Source organism: Gaetbulibacter saemankumensis DSM 17032, assembly GCF_000425645.1.
GTDB lineage: Bacteria > Bacteroidota > Bacteroidia > Flavobacteriales > Flavobacteriaceae > Gaetbulibacter > Gaetbulibacter saemankumensis.
Genome location: NZ_KE384430.1, coordinates 680,388 through 697,621 on the forward strand (window position 1 = coordinate 680,388; position 17,234 = coordinate 697,621).

The 17,234-nt window shown below is 35.8% G+C and carries 17 protein-coding genes; 8 read left to right on the forward strand and 9 right to left on the reverse strand.

Going from position 1 to position 17,234, the window contains the following annotated elements; all coding sequences use genetic code 11:
• Positions 1-191: 191 nt before the first annotated feature.
• The 8 genes from trhO to H611_RS0109630 all read left to right on the forward strand — a co-directional run bounded on the left by trhO (position 192) and on the right by H611_RS0109630 (position 8,584).
• Positions 192-1,265, forward strand: a complete 1,074-nt coding sequence (gene trhO, locus H611_RS0109595) for an oxygen-dependent tRNA uridine(34) hydroxylase TrhO (protein ID WP_027138164.1) — start codon at positions 192-194, stop codon at positions 1,263-1,265.
• A gap of 7 nt (positions 1,266-1,272) precedes the next feature.
• Positions 1,273-2,517: a peptidase U32 family protein gene (locus H611_RS0109600; RefSeq protein ID WP_027138165.1), complete on the forward strand. Its 1,245-nt coding sequence runs from the start codon at positions 1,273-1,275 to the stop codon at positions 2,515-2,517.
• Positions 2,517-2,747 (forward strand): ferredoxin, encoded by a 231-nt coding sequence (locus H611_RS0109605; RefSeq protein WP_027138166.1) that lies wholly within the window; start codon positions 2,517-2,519, stop codon positions 2,745-2,747. Before H611_RS0109600 ends, H611_RS0109605 begins: the two co-directional genes overlap by 1 nt.
• 113 nt (positions 2,748-2,860) lie before the next feature.
• Positions 2,861-4,144 (forward strand): PSP1 domain-containing protein, encoded by a 1,284-nt coding sequence (locus H611_RS0109610; protein WP_027138167.1) that lies wholly within the window; start codon positions 2,861-2,863, stop codon positions 4,142-4,144.
• The gene (locus H611_RS0109615; RefSeq protein ID WP_027138168.1) at positions 4,131-4,625 is read left to right on the forward strand and encodes a gliding motility lipoprotein GldH; all 495 of its coding nucleotides are present in this window, start codon (positions 4,131-4,133) and stop codon (positions 4,623-4,625) included. Before H611_RS0109610 ends, H611_RS0109615 begins: the two co-directional genes overlap by 14 nt.
• A 66-nt stretch (positions 4,626-4,691) precedes the next feature.
• On the forward strand, positions 4,692-7,031 hold the full coding sequence (locus tag H611_RS0109620) for a penicillin-binding protein 1A (protein WP_027138169.1): 2,340 nt from the start codon (positions 4,692-4,694) through the stop codon (positions 7,029-7,031).
• A 116-nt stretch (positions 7,032-7,147) separates the two neighbouring features.
• Positions 7,148-7,849 carry a CoA transferase subunit A gene (locus H611_RS0109625; RefSeq protein ID WP_027138170.1) on the forward strand — a complete coding sequence of 234 codons (702 nt, stop codon included), beginning with the start codon at positions 7,148-7,150 and terminating at the stop codon, positions 7,847-7,849.
• Positions 7,850-7,930: 81 nt separating this feature from the next.
• Positions 7,931-8,584 carry a 3-oxoacid CoA-transferase subunit B gene (locus tag H611_RS0109630; RefSeq protein WP_027138171.1) on the forward strand — a complete coding sequence of 218 codons (654 nt, stop codon included), beginning with the start codon at positions 7,931-7,933 and terminating at the stop codon, positions 8,582-8,584.
• A gap of 293 nt (positions 8,585-8,877) precedes the next feature.
• Here H611_RS0109630 and H611_RS0109640 read toward each other — a convergent pair whose 3' ends face one another.
• The 9 genes from H611_RS0109640 to H611_RS0109680 all read right to left on the reverse strand — a co-directional run bounded on the left by H611_RS0109640 (position 8,878) and on the right by H611_RS0109680 (position 17,162).
• Complete coding sequence (locus H611_RS0109640; RefSeq protein ID WP_027138172.1) at positions 8,878-10,557, reverse strand: ABC transporter ATP-binding protein; 1,680 nt, start codon at positions 10,555-10,557, stop codon at positions 8,878-8,880.
• Positions 10,558-11,271 (reverse strand): 3'-5' exonuclease, encoded by a 714-nt coding sequence (locus H611_RS0109645; protein WP_027138173.1) that lies wholly within the window; start codon positions 11,269-11,271, stop codon positions 10,558-10,560.
• Positions 11,268-12,413, reverse strand: a complete 1,146-nt coding sequence (locus H611_RS0109650; protein WP_245574788.1) for a serine hydrolase domain-containing protein — start codon at positions 12,411-12,413, stop codon at positions 11,268-11,270. Before H611_RS0109650 ends, H611_RS0109645 begins: the two co-directional genes overlap by 4 nt.
• An 81-nt stretch (positions 12,414-12,494) precedes the next feature.
• Positions 12,495-12,968 (reverse strand): methylated-DNA--[protein]-cysteine S-methyltransferase, encoded by a 474-nt coding sequence (locus H611_RS0109655; RefSeq protein ID WP_027138175.1) that lies wholly within the window; start codon positions 12,966-12,968, stop codon positions 12,495-12,497.
• Positions 12,968-14,053, reverse strand: a complete 1,086-nt coding sequence (locus H611_RS0109660) for a CNNM domain-containing protein (protein WP_027138176.1) — start codon at positions 14,051-14,053, stop codon at positions 12,968-12,970. Before H611_RS0109660 ends, H611_RS0109655 begins: the two co-directional genes overlap by 1 nt.
• A 79-nt stretch (positions 14,054-14,132) precedes the next feature.
• Positions 14,133-15,125: a porphobilinogen synthase gene (gene hemB, locus H611_RS0109665; protein ID WP_027138177.1), complete on the reverse strand. Its 993-nt coding sequence runs from the start codon at positions 15,123-15,125 to the stop codon at positions 14,133-14,135.
• Between the two features lie 9 nt (positions 15,126-15,134).
• Positions 15,135-15,521, reverse strand: coding sequence for a YchJ family protein (locus H611_RS0109670; RefSeq protein WP_035483729.1), 387 nt, complete (start codon positions 15,519-15,521; stop codon positions 15,135-15,137).
• The gene (gene hemF, locus H611_RS0109675; protein ID WP_027138179.1) at positions 15,521-16,423 is read right to left on the reverse strand and encodes an oxygen-dependent coproporphyrinogen oxidase; all 903 of its coding nucleotides are present in this window, start codon (positions 16,421-16,423) and stop codon (positions 15,521-15,523) included. The genes H611_RS0109670 and hemF overlap by 1 nt, the downstream gene beginning before the upstream one ends.
• Positions 16,413-17,162 carry an EI24 domain-containing protein gene (locus H611_RS0109680; RefSeq protein ID WP_027138180.1) on the reverse strand — a complete coding sequence of 250 codons (750 nt, stop codon included), beginning with the start codon at positions 17,160-17,162 and terminating at the stop codon, positions 16,413-16,415. The genes hemF and H611_RS0109680 overlap by 11 nt, the downstream gene beginning before the upstream one ends.
• Positions 17,163-17,234: the final 72 nt, after the last annotated feature.

The window sequence follows — 17,234 nt, forward strand, 5'->3', positions numbered from 1 at the left end:
CTATGTTAAAAGAGTGGGAAATTTTTGCTATGAAATTACCGGAACATGATAATCATGTAGACTAACTCAAATTATTTTTCTAAGCACCCAATGATTTCATTGGGTGCTTTTTTGTTTAGTTATGGCACTATTTTTAAAAGTTGTACCTTTGCGGCTTTAAAATATTCTTTAACCTTAAAAATTAGTATAGCATGCAACTGTACAATAAGTTAAGCGCCAAAGAAAGAGCAGAATTAATCGATAAAGCAGGAAAAAGTCGATTAACACTTTCTTTTTATCAATATGCCAAAATTGGCAATCCGCAAGTTTTTCGAGATCACTTGTTTTTAGTTTGGAATAATCTTGATGTTTTAGGTCGAATTTACGTGGCTAACGAAGGCATAAATGCACAGTTATCTTTGCCAGCGGATCGATTTAATGAATTTAAAACACATTTAGATAGTGTTGAATTCTTAAAAGGTATTCGTTTAAATATTGCTGTGGAACAGGATAATAAATCGTTCTTGAAACTTAAAGTAAAAGTTCGAAATAAGATTGTGGCCGATGGATTAAACGATGATACTTTCGATGTAACTAACAAAGGGATTCATTTAAAAGCTGAGCAGTTTAATAAATATATAGAAGACGAGAATACTGTCCTGGTTGATATGCGTAACCATTATGAAAGTGAAATAGGTCACTTTAAAAATGCGGTTACACCAGATGTAGACACGTTTAGAGATTCACTTGATATTATAGAGGAGGATTTAAAAGACCATAAAGAAGATAAAAACCTGGTAATGTATTGTACTGGAGGTATTCGTTGTGAAAAGGCCAGTGCTTACTTTAAACATAAAGGGTTTAAAAATGTATTTCAATTAGAAGGAGGAATCATAGAGTACACCAGACAGGTAAAAGAACAAAATTTAGAGAATAAGTTTTTAGGACAGAATTTTGTATTTGACGATCGTCGGGCTGAACGCATTAGTGATGATGTTATTGCCAACTGTCATCAGTGTGGAGAGCCTTTCGATGTGCATACTAATTGCGCCAATGAAGCCTGTCATTTATTGTTTATTCAATGTCCGAATTGTAAGGAGGAAATGGAAAATTGTTGTTCAACCAATTGCATGGAGATTAATAGATTGCCATACGAAGAACAAAAAGCTCTAAGAAAAGGACAAGGAAATAGTAATGATATTTTCAAAAAAGGGCGTGCCAATCACTTGCCTTATAAAAAGGATTTAAGGAATATTTTTGAAGTGTTAAAATCCAACAAAATTTAGTAGCTAGATGCAAAAGATTGAATTAATGGCTCCTGCAGGAAATTTCGAATCACTGCAAGCCGCTTTAGATAATGGTGCCGACTCGGTATATTTTGGTGTTGAACAATTAAATATGCGTGCCAGAGCATCAATCAATTTTACATTGGATGATTTGGAAGAAATTTCCAAGCGCTGTAAAGCTAAAAACGTAAGAACGTATTTAACTTTAAATACTATTATATACGATCATGATTTGTCTATTGTAAAAACCTTGATTAATAAAGCTAAGGAAGCTGGTATTACAGCTGTCATAGCAATGGATCAGGCAGTTATTATGGCGGCTCGTGAGGCTGGGATGGAAGTACATATTTCTACCCAAATAAATATCACTAATATTGAGACAGTTAAGTTTTATGCTATGTTCGCCGATACTATGGTGTTAAGCCGTGAGCTTAGTTTAAGACAGGTAAAGAAAATAACTGAGTTAATTGAGAAGGAACAGATTAAAGGCCCTTCAGGAAAATTAGTTGAAATAGAAATATTTGGTCACGGTGCTTTATGTATGGCTGTTTCTGGAAAATGTTATATGAGTTTGCATTCCTATAATTCCTCTGCAAATCGTGGTGCATGTAAGCAAAACTGTCGTAAAAAGTATACGGTTATTGAGCAGGAAACAGGCTTTGAGATGGAAATTGATAATGAATACATCATGTCTCCAAAAGATTTATGTACCATTGATATTCTCGATCAGGTTGCCGATGCCGGCATAAAAGTGCTAAAAATAGAGGGGCGCGGTCGTGCTCCAGAATATGTAGCCAAAGTTATTTCTTGCTATCGTCAGGCTATTGATAGTCTGGAACAGGATAATTACGACAAGGAAAAAGTAATTTCATGGATGCAGGAATTGGAGAAAGTTTATAATCGTGGTTTCTGGAATGGTTATTATCTTGGTCAGAAATTAGGAGAGTGGAGTAAAGGTTCTGGGTCTCATGCTACACAAAAGAAAGTGTATATTGGTCGAGGGACTCATTATTTTCCGAAGCCGCAAATAGGTGAATTTAAAATTGAAGCATACGATATTTCTATCGGTGATACCATTTTAGTGACGGGACCAACTACTGGGGCTAAAGAAGTTGAGGTAGCCGAAATGCTTGTGAATGATGAGAACCTAAGTAAAGGATCAAAAGGCGATATGGTAACCATTCCATTAGGTTTTAGAATTCGTCCTTCAGATAAATTATATAAAATAGTAGAAAATAAAGTAGAAGCATAATGGTAGTTGTTACTTTACAACGTAATAAATGTATTGGGTGCAACTACTGTGTAGAATTAGCACCCAGACAGTTTCAGATGTCTAAAAAGGACGGAAAAACGGTGTTGTTACGTGGTATAGATAAAAAGGGTTTTTTTACATTAAAATCAAACGAAGAATCCATTTTAGAAGATTGCGAAAACGCTTCAAAGGCTTGCCCCGTAAATATAATAGACGTTAAAAGTGTTTAAAAATATTAAGCATTTAAATAGTCTTTAAATAATCTTATATTTACAGTTCAAAAGAATTATGAACCTTCATTCGTAATAATTTAATTATTAGCGAATTCAATATATAAAAACATATGGCTTGTAACAGTTGTTCAACTGGAAAAGACGGTCAACCTAAGGGATGTAAAAATAATGGCACTTGCGGGACTGATAGTTGTAATAAATTAACAGTTTTTGATTGGTTGTCGAATATGTCACTTCCCAACGGTGAGAAACGGTACGAATGGGTTGAGGTGCGTTATAAAAATGGACGTAAAGATTACTACAAAAATACTGAAAACTTAACTTTAAGTATAGGAGATGTAGTAGCGACTCAAGCACCAACAGGTCATGATATCGGGATGGTTACACTTACGGGAGAATTGGTTCGCATCCAAATGAAACGAAAAAATATTCCTGATGATGCTAAAGATTTTCTGAAGATATATCGAAAAGCCAATCAGAAGGATATTGATATCTGGCAAAAAGCTCGTGATCGTGAAGATTCTATGAAGGTTCGTGCTAGACAATTTGCTATCGATTTGAAATTACAGATGAAGATTTCAGATATTGAATTTCAGGGTGATGCCAGTAAAGCCACGTTTTACTATACTGCCGAAGAACGTGTCGATTTTAGAGAGTTAATTAAGGTCTTTGCTAGAGAGTTTAGAACCCGAATTGAAATGAAACAGGTCGGTTTCCGCCAGGAAGCATCCAGGCTTGGAGGTATCGGTTCTTGTGGGCGTGAGCTCTGTTGTTCTACCTGGTTAACAGATTTTCGTTCGGTAAGTACATCAGCGGCACGTTATCAACAATTGTCATTAAACCCTCAAAAGCTAGCCGGCCAATGTGGTAAGCTTAAATGCTGTTTAAATTATGAGTTGGATACGTATTTAGACGCTTTAAAAAGTTTTCCGAAAAGTGATATAAAACTTCAAACAGAGAAAGGGGTAGCGGTATGCCAAAAAATAGATATTTTTAAAGGACATATGTGGTATGCCTATGAAGGTGAATGGATGAATTGGCATAAATTAACCACCGAACAAGCCAATGAAATTATTGAAAGCAATAAACAAAATCAAAAGGTAGTTAGTCTGGAAGAATATGCTTCAGAGCTTACAGAAGTTGTAAAAAATGAATACGAAAATGTTGTTGGTCAGGATAGTTTAACACGTTTCGATAGTCCAAAACCCAAAAAGAAACGTAAAAATACTAGGAACCGTAATAGGAATAGCAGAAATAATTCTAAGAGTAATAATGCAAAGGGTAACACCGAAGAAAAGCGTCAAAATAAAACTCCTAGAAATTCTAAAAATAAATCATCACAGAAGTCACAAAAACCTAGAAAACCTCAAAATAATAAAAATGCTGCGAAGTAATGCGTTGTTGTTAGTTTTAGTACTGTCTTTGGTATTTGTTGCATGCGATTCAAAGCAGGTGTATGATGTGTATAAATCAGTTCCAAATACATGGCATAAGGATTCTATTATTAATTTTAATATTACTCCGCCAGATTCTATAAAACCATATAATTTATTCGTAAATCTTAGGAATACGAATGCTTATAAATACAGTAATTTATTTTTAATTGTAGAAATGTCTTTTCCTCATGGAAAAACAATAACAGACACCCTTGAATATCGTATGGCCGACCCATCAGGAAAGCTTTTGGGTACAGGCCTAAGCGATGTTAAAGAAAATAAGCTTTGGTATAAGGAAAATGTAGTTTTTTCGGAAGCGGGAGATTATCAGGTATCTATTCAGCAAGCTATGAGAGAGAATGGTAAGGTTCATGGTGTTGTTGAATTAGAAGGCGTCACTGATGTGGGGTTTAGAATTGAAAAAACAATAAACAACTAATGTAATTTGAAACCTTTTTTATCCATTATATAATGGTTTCAAGAAGAATTTATTAATTAAAATTACATGGCGAAAGCAAAAAAAGAAACAAAACCAGCACAGGATTTTTCAAAATATATTCGTTGGTTTTGGATTTTATTTTCTCTGGGAATACTTGCAGTGGTATTTGTGTTTCTAATGGCTTCGTGGGGAGCTTTTGGTGAAATGCCCGATCATACTGTATTAGAAAATCCAAAAACAAATCTAGCAACAGAAATTATTTCTTCAGATGGAAAAACACTTGGGAAATTCTATTTAAACGACAACCGTACAACTGTTAGTTACGATGAGCTTCCAAAACATCTGGTTGAGGCACTGATAGCTACCGAAGATGCGCGTTTTGAAAGTCACTCAGGCGTAGATGCTATGGGAACATTGCGCGCCGTTGTAAAGCTAGGTTCGGGAGGTGGCGCCAGTACCATTTCTCAGCAATTAGCAAAACAGCTATTTCATGGTGAAGGTTCTAAAAATATTATAGAGCGTATTCTTCAAAAAGTAAAGGAATGGATTATAGCCATTCGTTTAGAGCGTCAATATACCAAAGAAGAAATTATTGCGCAGTATTTTAATATTTACGATTTCTTGAATAATGCCGATGGCATTAGAAGTGCAGCAAGGATTTATTTTGGTAAAGAACCTAAAGACCTTGATGTAAAGGAATCGGCTATGTTGGTGGGGATGTTTAAAAACTCATCATTATTTAACCCGAGGAGACGTGAAGAACTTACCAGAACCCGACGAAATGTCGTTCTGGCACAAATGTCGAAATATGGTTATCTCGATGAAAAGCTAAAAGATTCCTTACAGCAAACCGATTTAGATATAAATTATACGCCTGAATCACATCGTGAAGGCATTGCGACTTATTTCAGAGGTTATTTGGATGGTTTTATGAAAGACTGGATTAAGAATAACCCGAAGCCGGATGGTACAAAGTATAATCTATATAACGATGGTTTAAAAATTTACACAACTATCGATTCACGTATGCAAACTTATGCTGAAGATGCGGTACAACAGCACATGTCGCGGTTGCAGGCTGAATTTTTCAATCAGAATACACCTCAACGTAATCCAACAGCACCATTTCAGGATTTAACCTATGGTGCAATTGATACCCTGCTACGTAATTCTATCAAACAATCTGAGCGTTGGAGACATATGAAATACGATTTAAAAAAATCTGATGAAGAGATTTTAACGTCTTTCAAAAAACCAGCAGAGATGTCGGTGTTTGTATGGGAAAATGGGCAGCCTTCAGAAGTGGACACTATTATGAAGCCAATAGATTCTATTAGATATTATAAGTCATTTTTACGTACAGGTATGATGTCGATGGATCCACAAACGGGTCATGTAAAAGCTTGGGTAGGTGGTATGAACTATAGGCATTTTCAATATGATATGGTAAGACAAGGGAAACGCCAAATAGGGTCTACTTTTAAGCCTTTTGTTTATGCAGCAGCTATTGACCAGTTACATTTGTCACCATGTGATGAATTACCAGATACGCCTTTTTGTATTGAGAAAAATAAATATGGAAATCCGGAAGAATGGTGCCCTAAAAATTCAGGAGATGAGTACGGAGGGATGCGTACCTTAAAGAATGCGCTAGCAAATTCTGTTAATACCGTTACGGCACGATTAATTGATAAAGTTGGGCCGCAAACAGTAGTCGATTTGGCCAAGAAACTAGGTATTGAATCTAATATCCCGGCGGTGCCTTCCATAGCATTAGGGACTCCAGATTTAAGTGTTTACGAGATGGTGGGTGCTTATTCTACATTTGCTAATAAAGGCGTATATACTAAGCCAGTTATGGTAACTGCTATTGAAGATAAAAACGGGACGGTTTTATATCAGTTTAAACCTGAAACCCGCGATGTTTTAAGTGAGGAAGCAGCTTATGTAACGGTGAAACTCTTGGAAGGCGTAACTCAATATGGTTCAGGGGCTCGTTTAAGAGGTAAAGGCAGAGATGCTTACCGTGTAGATTATAGAGAAATTATTACAGGTTATCCATATGAGTTTGAAAACCCAATTGCTGGAAAAACGGGAACCACTCAAAATCAAAGTGACGGTTGGTTTATGGGAATGGTGCCTAATTTGGTTACAGGTGTTTGGGTAGGTGCCGAAGATCGCTCTGTGCACTTTAAAACTATTACTTATGGCCAGGGAGCTGCTATGGCATTACCAATTTGGGGTGTATATATGAAAAGCTGTTACGCTGATGACACCTTAAATATTTCAAAAGAAGATTTTGAAGCGCCTGAAGAATTATCAATAAATGTGGATTGTACTCAAGAATCTGAAAGTGAAGTTATTGAGTATGAGGTGGAAGAAATTCCAGACGATTTAGAGTTTTAAAGATATTTAATTATATATGTTGTAAAAGCTATCCAATTTGGGTAGCTTTTTTATTTATTAAGAATTCGAGTAAATTATTCAATTATTCGTAATTTTATGTCGAAAAATTGAATATAATGATAAATAAAAAAGTAAATAATGTCCAGGAAGCCCTTGAAGGTGTTTCAGATAATATGACTTTTATGCTTGGTGGATTTGGTTTAAGTGGTATTCCAGAGAATGCCATTGCCGAATTGGTTAAGCGTGGTATAAAGGGGCTAACTTGTATATCTAATAATGCCGGTGTCGATGATTTTGGTTTAGGTCTTTTGCTTAAAAAGCATCAGATAAAAAAAATGGTATCATCCTATGTAGGCGAAAATGATGAATTCGAACGTCAGATGTTATCTGGTGAATTAGAAGTAGAGTTAATACCCCAAGGAACGCTTGCCGAGCGATGTCGGGCAGCACAAGCTGGATTTCCTGCTATTTATACACCCGCTGGTTATGGAACGGAGGTAGCCGAAGGTAAAGAAACCAGAGAGTTTGATGGAAAAATGTATGTTTTGGAACATGCTTTTAAAGCAGATTTTGCCTTTGTAAAAGCCTGGAAAGGTGATGCTGCCGGTAATTTAATTTTTAAAGGCACGGCGAGAAATTTTAATCCGGTTATGTGTGGAGCCGCTAAAATAACAGTGGCTGAGGTTGAAGAACTAGTACCTTTAGGTAGCCTGGATCCTAATCAGATTCATATTCCGGGAATTTTTGTACAGCGTATTTTTGAAGGCGAACGTTTTGAAAAGCGTATCGAACAACGTACGGTAAGAAGCCGTGAATAGGGTGTTTGTGATTAAAAAGAGAGATATTTAATTGAGAATGTTCCAATAGATTAAATAGGGGCAGATATAAAGAATTTAAAGATGTTAGATAAAACAGGTATCGCAAAACGAATAGCTAAAGAGGTTAAAGATGGTTATTATGTTAATTTAGGTATTGGTATACCTACCTTAGTAGCGAATTATGTGCGAGAAGATATAGAGGTCGAATTTCAAAGTGAAAACGGTGTATTAGGTATGGGGCCTTTCCCTTTTGAAGGTGAAGAAGATGCCGATGTGATAAATGCAGGGAAGCAAACAATCACCACCTTACCAGGGGCTAGTTTTTTCGACTCCGCTATGAGTTTTTCCATGATTCGTGGCCAGCATGTCGATTTAACCATTCTAGGCGCTATGGAAGTTGCTGAAAATGGAGATATAGCTAATTGGAAAATCCCGGGTAAAATGGTTAAAGGTATGGGAGGAGCCATGGATTTGGTTGCCAGTGCCGAAAATATTATTGTGGCCATGATGCATACCAATCGTGCTGGCGAATCCAAATTACTTAAGCGATGTAGTTTGCCACTTACCGGAGTAGGCTGTGTAAAAAAAATAGTAACCAACTTAGCGGTGATAGAAGTAACTGATAGGGGGTTTAAATTACTTGAGCGCGCACCGGAAGTTTCGGTTGAAACGATTCAAAAGGCTACGGAGGGTACACTCATTATAGAGGGAGACATTCCAGAGATGGTAATTTAAATATTGGGTTATTGGCTAGGTTTTGCGGAGTAAATGTTAAATAAATACGCGTTTTATCGATTATATTTGTTTTTTAGCGATTTAATTGAAAAAATATTCGATATTAGTAGTCCCCAAATAAACCTAATTAATATAAGATTTACCCAAATCTACCATAAACTTTAAAGCTTATGAAATTTGCAACAAATCTACCTGAACAACCTACATTTGAAGAAAGTAAATTCAGAGAAACACTTCGAGAGAATTTACGTTTTTTTAAAAGCTTATTTTATTTAACTAAGAAATTATTCATGCTATAATCCTTTGGGTATAGCATGAATTAGTTTTTTGGTGTATGCTGTTTTTGGTGTTTTATAAATACTATCGGCATCCCCTAATTCCTCAACTTTTCCTGCATTCATAACTAATAATTGGTCAGACATATATTTTACAACAGCTAGATCGTGTGATATAAATATATAGGTAAATCCAAAGGTTTCTTTTAAGTTATTTAACAGATTTAAAACCTGAGCTTGTACCGATATGTCCAGTGCCGAAACTGATTCATCACAAACTATAAGTTTTGGTTGTAATGCAATGGTTCTCGCAATACCAATACGTTGTCTTTGGCCCCCAGAAAATTCATGAGGATAACGATTAAAATAAGAAGCATCAAGCCCCACTTTTTCTAGTATATCTATAGTTTTGGCTTTGCGCTCGTCATTATTGGCGTACAGATTATGAACTATCATAGGTTCCATTATGGCATTGCCAATAGGAATTCTGGGATTTAATGAAGAGTAGGGGTCTTGAAATATAATCTGAATTTCTTTTCTCAAGCCTTTTATTTCTTTATTTGACAATTTAGTGATGTCGATACCTTTATAAAGAATTTGCCCTGAAGTCGCTTTATCGAGTTGAAGAATGGCATTTCCTAAGGTCGATTTTCCACAACCCGATTCGCCAACTAAGCCTAAAGTTTCACCTTCATATAGTTTAAAAGTCACATCATTCACGGCTTTAAAAGTGTCGGGTTTGCTAAACCAGCCACTTTTAGAGATGTATTCTTTTTCAACATTAATAACCTCTAATAAAGGAGGTTTACTGTAAAGGCTTACATGTTTTTGTTTTCGGTCTTCAGCAGTAATGATATCGTGGTTTGTAGTGCCTTCTAAATAATCTTTAATGGTCGGCAATACTTTTAGTCGCGTATCTAACGAAGGACGTGCACTAATCAAAGCTTTGGTATAGCTGTGCTTCGGATTTTGAAATATGCTCTTAGCATCTCCTTGTTCAACAATATCACCTTTATACATGACCAAAACACGGTTGGCGATTTCTGATATTAAAGACAAATCGTGCGTAATGAAAATCACGCTCATTTTCGTTTCTTGTTGAAGCTCTTTCAGCAGTTTTATTATTTCTTTTTGTACAGTAACATCGAGAGCTGTTGTAGGTTCATCTGCAATTAAAATATCAGGTTTACAAGCAATGGCCATGGCAATCATAACCCGTTGTTTTTGCCCTCCTGAAATTTCATGAGGATAGGCTTTAAAAATGCGTTCAGGATTAGGAAGTTTAACACGTTCAAATAATCCAATGGTTTCCGCTTTGGCCTCTTTTTTTGATAAATTTGTATGCTGAAGGAGGATTTCAAGTACTTGTTTTCCGCAGGTCATTGATGGGTTTAATGAACTCATCGGTTCCTGAAAAATCATGGCGATTTCTTTTCCTCGAATAGGTTGTAATTCTTTAGTAGATAAGGATGTAAGTTCTATGCTATTATATGTGATAGATCCATGATTTATTTTCGAAATATCTTTAGGTAATAAACCTAAAATAGCTAAAGAGGATACCGACTTTCCGGATCCCGATTCTCCCACAATACCTAATATTTCATTTTGATTTAATTGATAGGATATATTATGAATAACTTCGTTATTCCCAAATGAAATGGAAAGGTCTTTTATTTTTAAAATGGGGCTTTGTTTCATTTAAATATGAATAATTTCATCATCGGTTAATAGCTCATCACCACGTAAACGTAAAAATATTTGTGCTACCGCGATGGTATCTTTTTCACAATAGGTTACGATGCGGTCGATTTCATTTTCTTCATAATAAACGCGGTATACTTCGCTGCCATCAATATCGTCCTTTGGAGAAGGGATGCCTAGAACGTTGGTTAAAAGTTTTAAGGATGTATAGCTTTTATAATCACCAAATTTCCAGAGTTCTAAAGTGTCCAAATGTGGTACTTCCCACGGTTTTTTACCAAATAAATTTAGTTTATAAGGGAGTTCGATATTATTTATAATCATGCGTCGGGCTATGTAAGGAAAATCAAATTCCTTGGCGTTATGCCCACAAAGTAAATGTTTTGTTTGATTGTAATGCGTATTTAAAAGGTTTTTAAAGTCTTTTAAAAGGGTTTCTTCTTCGCCAAAATAGGAAGTCGTTCTGAATTGGCGGATATCACCTTTGAATGTAAAATAACCTACCGAAATACAAACAATTTTACCAAATTCGGCCCAGATCCCGGCACGATCATAAAATTCTTCAGCCGTGAAATCTTCTTTTCGCTGGTATTGTGATTTTTGCTCCCATAAGGCTTGTTTGGTTTCATCTAAATCTGAAAAGTGCTGAACCTCTGGGACGGTTTCTATATCAAGGAATAATATGTTTTCAAGGTTAAGTTTGGCAATCATTTATTTAGCATTTTATAAGCTTCTTCAATATAAACAGTAATATCTTGTGTAAAATCGTTAATGGGTTCATCAGGCGATTTTCTATGACCTAAACGAACAATTATAAGATTATCATTAGGCTCAACCATAACGTATTGTCCTAGATGTCCGCGCATCATAAAAAAGTGTTTGTTACCAACATCTTTAAGCCACCAACCATAGCCATATTGTGGACTTTCTTTAAAGCGAGGTGTAATACTTTTAACCACATAAGAGGAATCTAATAATTGTTTTCCGTTCCAGGCTCCAAAATCTTTATAGAGTTTACCGAAACGGGCAAAATCTCTGGCATTACTTGATATACAGCAAAAGGTTTTAGCAAGGCGATGTTTAGGGTCATCCAATTGCCATAAAGCATCGTCGGAGGCTCCCATAGGTTCCCAGAAACTTTCGGAAAGGTAGTTCGCTAAGGGCTTTCCTGTGGCTTTCTGAATAATCATACCCAGCAACTGCGTGTTTCCACTTAAATATTCGAATTCTTTACCTGGTGTTGTAACCACTTTTTGGTTTAGTATGGTTTCTGCTAAATCATTATCGTAATTTGCTCTAGCCGTTACTGAAAACGGACTGGTGTAGTGCTCTATCCAATCTAAACCAGATGACATTGAAGCTAAATCGCCTACGGTTGTTTTTGCGTAACTGTATTGTGGGTAAAAGTCACTTATTGGCTGATCTAATCCAGATATGTAACCATCCATTATTGCTTTTCCAAGTAAGGAAGTTGTAATACTCTTAGCCATGGAAAAGGAGTTTGTTTTGGAAGTTTCATTAAATCCTTCATAATATTTTTCAAACCAAATACTATCGTTCTTTATTATCAAGAAAGCAATGGTGCCCCATTCTTTATTTACTGAGCTTAATTTTTTTGTTTCGTTTACCGTATTGTATTTTGTATGTAAGGGCCATGGGTTTGTGTTAGTCCCTTTTTTTATAGTATCATTATCAAAATATGGATAATCATCAATAAAGGCAGTGTTATGTCCTGTTAAGTATACAATTCGAGCACCCCTAATGATATAGCCGTAGTCAAAAATATAAAGCAAGGCAATAATGCCTGCAAGAATGATAAGTAGCCATTTTATGAATTTTTTAATAAATGCCATGCTGGTAAGTTTAGAGAATTAAATATAATAATTAATGCCCTTGTTCGAAATTTTAGAACTATTTTTTATTATTAAAACTTTTTAAAATAGAGATTGCTGTTTTACTTCACTTTCGTGATTTAGTAGCCATTGCTTTCGGTGTAATCCTCCCGCATATCCGGTTAAACTGCCATCGCTTCCAATAACTCTATGGCAGGGGATTATAATCCAGATAGGATTTTTACCATTGGCGTTGGCCACAGCTCGAATGGCTTTTACATCACCAAGTTGTTTTGATAATTTTAAATAGGAAGTAGATTGTCCAAAAGGTATTTGCTCTATAGCTTCCCAGACTTTCTTTTGAAATTCGGTTCCCTCGGGATTAAGTTTCAGATCAAATTTTTTACGGGTTCCATTAAAATATTCTTGAAGTTGAAGCGCGCAGGCTTTTAAACTATCCGGAATAGTTTGGGTGGGTGTTTCTTCTGTGTTTAAGATGCTAACCCTAGTAATGCCAATGTTGTTGCCTTCAATTTTGGTGAAACCTAGTGGTGTTTTAATGATGCAGGTTTCCATTATTTATTTTTTTTTGAATCTTCAAAAATGCCTAATTTTTTGGCACGGGTTTCCCAGCTTTTTCTGGCGTATTTTTGAAGATCGGAAACATTATCACTTTCGTCCATAATTTCAAGTCCTAATAAAGTTTCGATAACATCCTCCATGGTAACTAAGCCACTGGTTGTCCCATATTCATCGACCACTAAAGCCATGTGGTTTCTGCTTTCAATAAGTTTGTCGAATAGTGTGGGAATAGGAAGGCTGCGGTTTACAACTATAATCTTTCGTTTTAGTTCAGACAGTTTTTTTTTATTATTATCTAAAGCCATTTGTTTGAAAACATCATCTTTTAAAACTAGGCCGGTAATATTATCGAAATCACCATTAAATATTGGTATTCTTGAAAAACGGATATTTAAATTTCTATTAAAGAACTCTTCAACCGTTGCGTTTTCGTCTTCCATTTTCATGACACTACGTGGTGTCATAACATCTTTAGCAAACACCTCTTTAAAAGTGAGTAGATTTTTAATGACTTTACTTTCTTTTTCATGAAAAACGCCTTCTTCATGGGCTAAATCCGTCATGGCCATAAAGCTTTCTCTGTTTAAAATACTGCCGTGTCCTTTACCTCCAATTAGCTTTGTAGTAAGCTGAAGTAGCCATAAAATTCCGGTCCATTTTAGAGGAAAAATTAATAAGATTAAAGCTTTAGAGCTGAAATTCGCCAGCTGTTTCCAATAGGTGGCACCAATGGTTTTTGGGATTATTTCGGAAGCCACCAGGATTAAAAATGTCATAATTGCTGAAACAATACCTACGGTATTTACACCCCATAGTTCAATTTTGTATGGAAGTTTTTCCGCTTCTATACCCACCATCATGGCACCTAAAGTGTGTGCAATGGTGTTTAGGGTTAAAATAGCTATAAGAGGTTTGTCTACATCTTTTTTAAGATTTTCTAGAGCGAAAGCATAATCCTTTCCTTCTTGTTTTTTTATATTAATAAATGTTGGCGTTATACTCAAAAAAACGGCTTCAAGAATAGAACATAAAAAGGAAAAGAATATGGAAAGGGTAGCCCATAAAAGTAGTGCGCTCATTAAAACTAGTTTAATGGTGAAAATACAAAATTAATTTTAGACTAGTTTTAGTAAAAACCTAAGATTAACTTAAAACATCTTAACCGTTTAATAGCTTTACAACATCTTTTGCAAAGTAGCTAGCAATAATATCGCCTCCGGCGCGTTTAATGGCTGTAATTTGCTCCATCATTACAGCATCGTGGTCTAACCAGCCCTTTTCGGAAGCCGCTTTTATCATGGCGTATTCACCAGATACTTGATAGACTGCAACAGGAACATCAACAGCATTTTTAATATCGCGAACAATATCTAAATAGCATAAACCAGGTTTTACCATCACAATATCAGCTCCTTCATCAATGTCCATTTCGGTTTCACGAATAGCTTCAATTCGATTGCCATAGTCCATTTGATAGGTTTTTTTGTCTTTTGGGATATCCTGTAAGTCTACTGGAGCTGAGTCCAGTGCATCGCGAAATGGACCATAAAAGGAGGACGCGTATTTTGCCGAGTAACTCATAATTCCAGTATTGGTAAATCCTTCGTCTTCTAGGGCTTCACGAATGGTTAGGATGCGACCGTCCATCATATCACTTGGTGCTACGAAATCGGCACCGGCCTGAGCGTGAGAAATACTCATTTCGGCAAGAAAATGAGATGTTTTATCATTGACAATCTGACCATTTTCAATAATGCCATCATGGCCGTAGGCAGAATACGGATCTAATGCTACATCAGTCATAACCAACATATCGGGACAAACACTTTTAACTGTTTTTATAGCACGTTGCATGAGTCCATTTGGGTTTAATGCCTCAGCGCCTTTATTATCCTTCAAATTATCGGGTACTTTTACAAATAACAATACCGATTTTAAACCTAAGTTCCACAGTTCTTTAATTTCGTTTTCTAGTAAATCTAAACTATAGCGATAATAGTTAGGCATCGATGGAATTTCGTCTTTTATACCTTGGCCTTCTACCACAAATAAAGGCACTAGAAAGTCGTTTGGTGTAATAATGGTTTCGCGTACTAGAGAACGAATAGCTTCGTTGGTTCTTAATCTTCTGTTTCTTCGTAATGGATACATGGTGATGATTTATTTACTTAATCCTAAGTATGTCCAGTAATTATTTTCTTTTATAAAAGCAGATTTTTCATGAATGACATCTACTTTGCCGTGTTCGTAAAAATAAGCATTAAAAGTGACTGTGCCTTTTTGGTCGTTTGGATTGCCATTAGTAGTTTCGAGTACTTCTAATTTTATCCATTGTACCGATTTAGCCCAATCTACAATAGCCTTTTTTTCTTTTATGGGTCGGGTAGAACTATGATGTGTTTGCATTAAATAGTCGCCATTAGCTAGAACAAAAGCACTGTATCTTGAACGCATAAGTTGCTCTGCGGTTTCAGTTTTTCCACCGTTTTTATGAAACACCTCACAGCAATTTTGGTAATCGATTTTATTTCCGCAGTAGCAGCTCATTATGCCCAGTTTATAGGTTGTTGTAAAACTTTAATGAGTTTTTCTTCTTCGCTGCCCGCTTCAGGATGATGATCGTATACCCATTGCACATGAGGCGGTAAACTCATTAAGATACTTTCTATACGACCGTTGGTCTTAAGTCCGAATAATGTGCCTTTATCGTGAACGAGATTAAATTCGACATAACGCCCGCGACGAATTTCCTGCCAGTTTCTTTGTGCTTTTGTATAGGGTAAATCTTTACGTTTTTTTACAATAGGTACGTAGGCTTCAAGGAAACTGTCCCCAACTTCAGTTACAAAATCGTACCAGTTTTCCATGGTCATAGATTCGGTTGCTTTACAATAGTCAAAAAATAATCCTCCAATACCACGACCTTCGTTACGATGTGAATTATAAAAATATTCATCGCAGCGTTTTTTATAAGCAGGATAAAATTCAGGATTGTGTTTATCGCAGGCCATTTTACAAGTTTTATGAAAATGCATGGCGTCTTCTTCAAACAAATAGTAAGGTGTTAAATCCTGTCCGCCACCAAACCAGCTATCTATAATTTGTCCAGATTCATTATACATTTCAAAGTAGCGCCAGTTGGCATGTACCGTTGGAACCATGGGGTTTTTTGGATGGAGGACTAAACTTAATCCGCAGGCAAAAAAATCGACATCACCCACATTAAAATAAGCTTGCATAGATTTTGGTAATTTACCATGTACCCCAGAAATGTTAACGCCTCCTTTTTCGAATACATCCCCATTTTCAATAACACGGGTTCTACCACCACCACCTTCAGGACGTTCCCAAAGATCTTGTTGAAAGGTTGCTTTACCATCAATAGCTGCTAATTTAGAAGTGATAGTGTCTTGTAGTTGTTGAATATATATGTAAAATTTATCTTTCATAATTGTTTTTAAGTTGAAGTGCTTCAATAGTTTTAACCGAAGCTGCAGTTACAGAAAGTGGTAAAACTAAAATAACACCAAGAACAGGAACTAATAAAAAGAGTATAAATACCAAACCGTTTCCTATAGCTAGGCCTTTATGATTCTTTACGAAGCGGATGCTTTCGCGGTATTTAAAATGACGCTCTAAAGTGTAATCCATATTTCCAAAACCAGCATAGTAGGCCTGAACTAAAAATATGAATATGGTAAATAGGATGCCTATTACCGGAATAAAACTTAATAATAAAATTGGAATGGTAATGAGTAATTCCATTATTAAGTTTCTTAGGTTTATGCGAATGGCGCGCCAGAGTTGTTGAGTAAACGAGGTTATTCGGTGGTTTAGTCTTTCTCCATTATAATGCGCTTCAATTTTTTCGGAAACGGGACTCATAAAGGGTGCCGACAAGGCCATAATAATATGCTTATATAGTATGAGGCCTAGAATGATTATTGTGAGTCCGCCAATAATATTACCAATGGTTGTAAAGGTGTCTTTGCCCCAATCCCAGAGCCATAATTTAGAAATATAAATTCCAATATTATCGGAAAAACCATAAGCCGAAACACCAATAAGAATTGCTGTTATGAAACTAATAAACATCGGGATAATGAAGTATTTCCAGAGCTTTAGCTTAGAGATTAAACTAAAGGCTCCTAAATAAGCTTTTATTCCTGAAACGATATCGTTAATCATAACCATATACATTTGTTAGTGATTAAGGCTTTGTTGAAACTTTCCCGATTTTTTTTGAAATCAGGAAAGTGA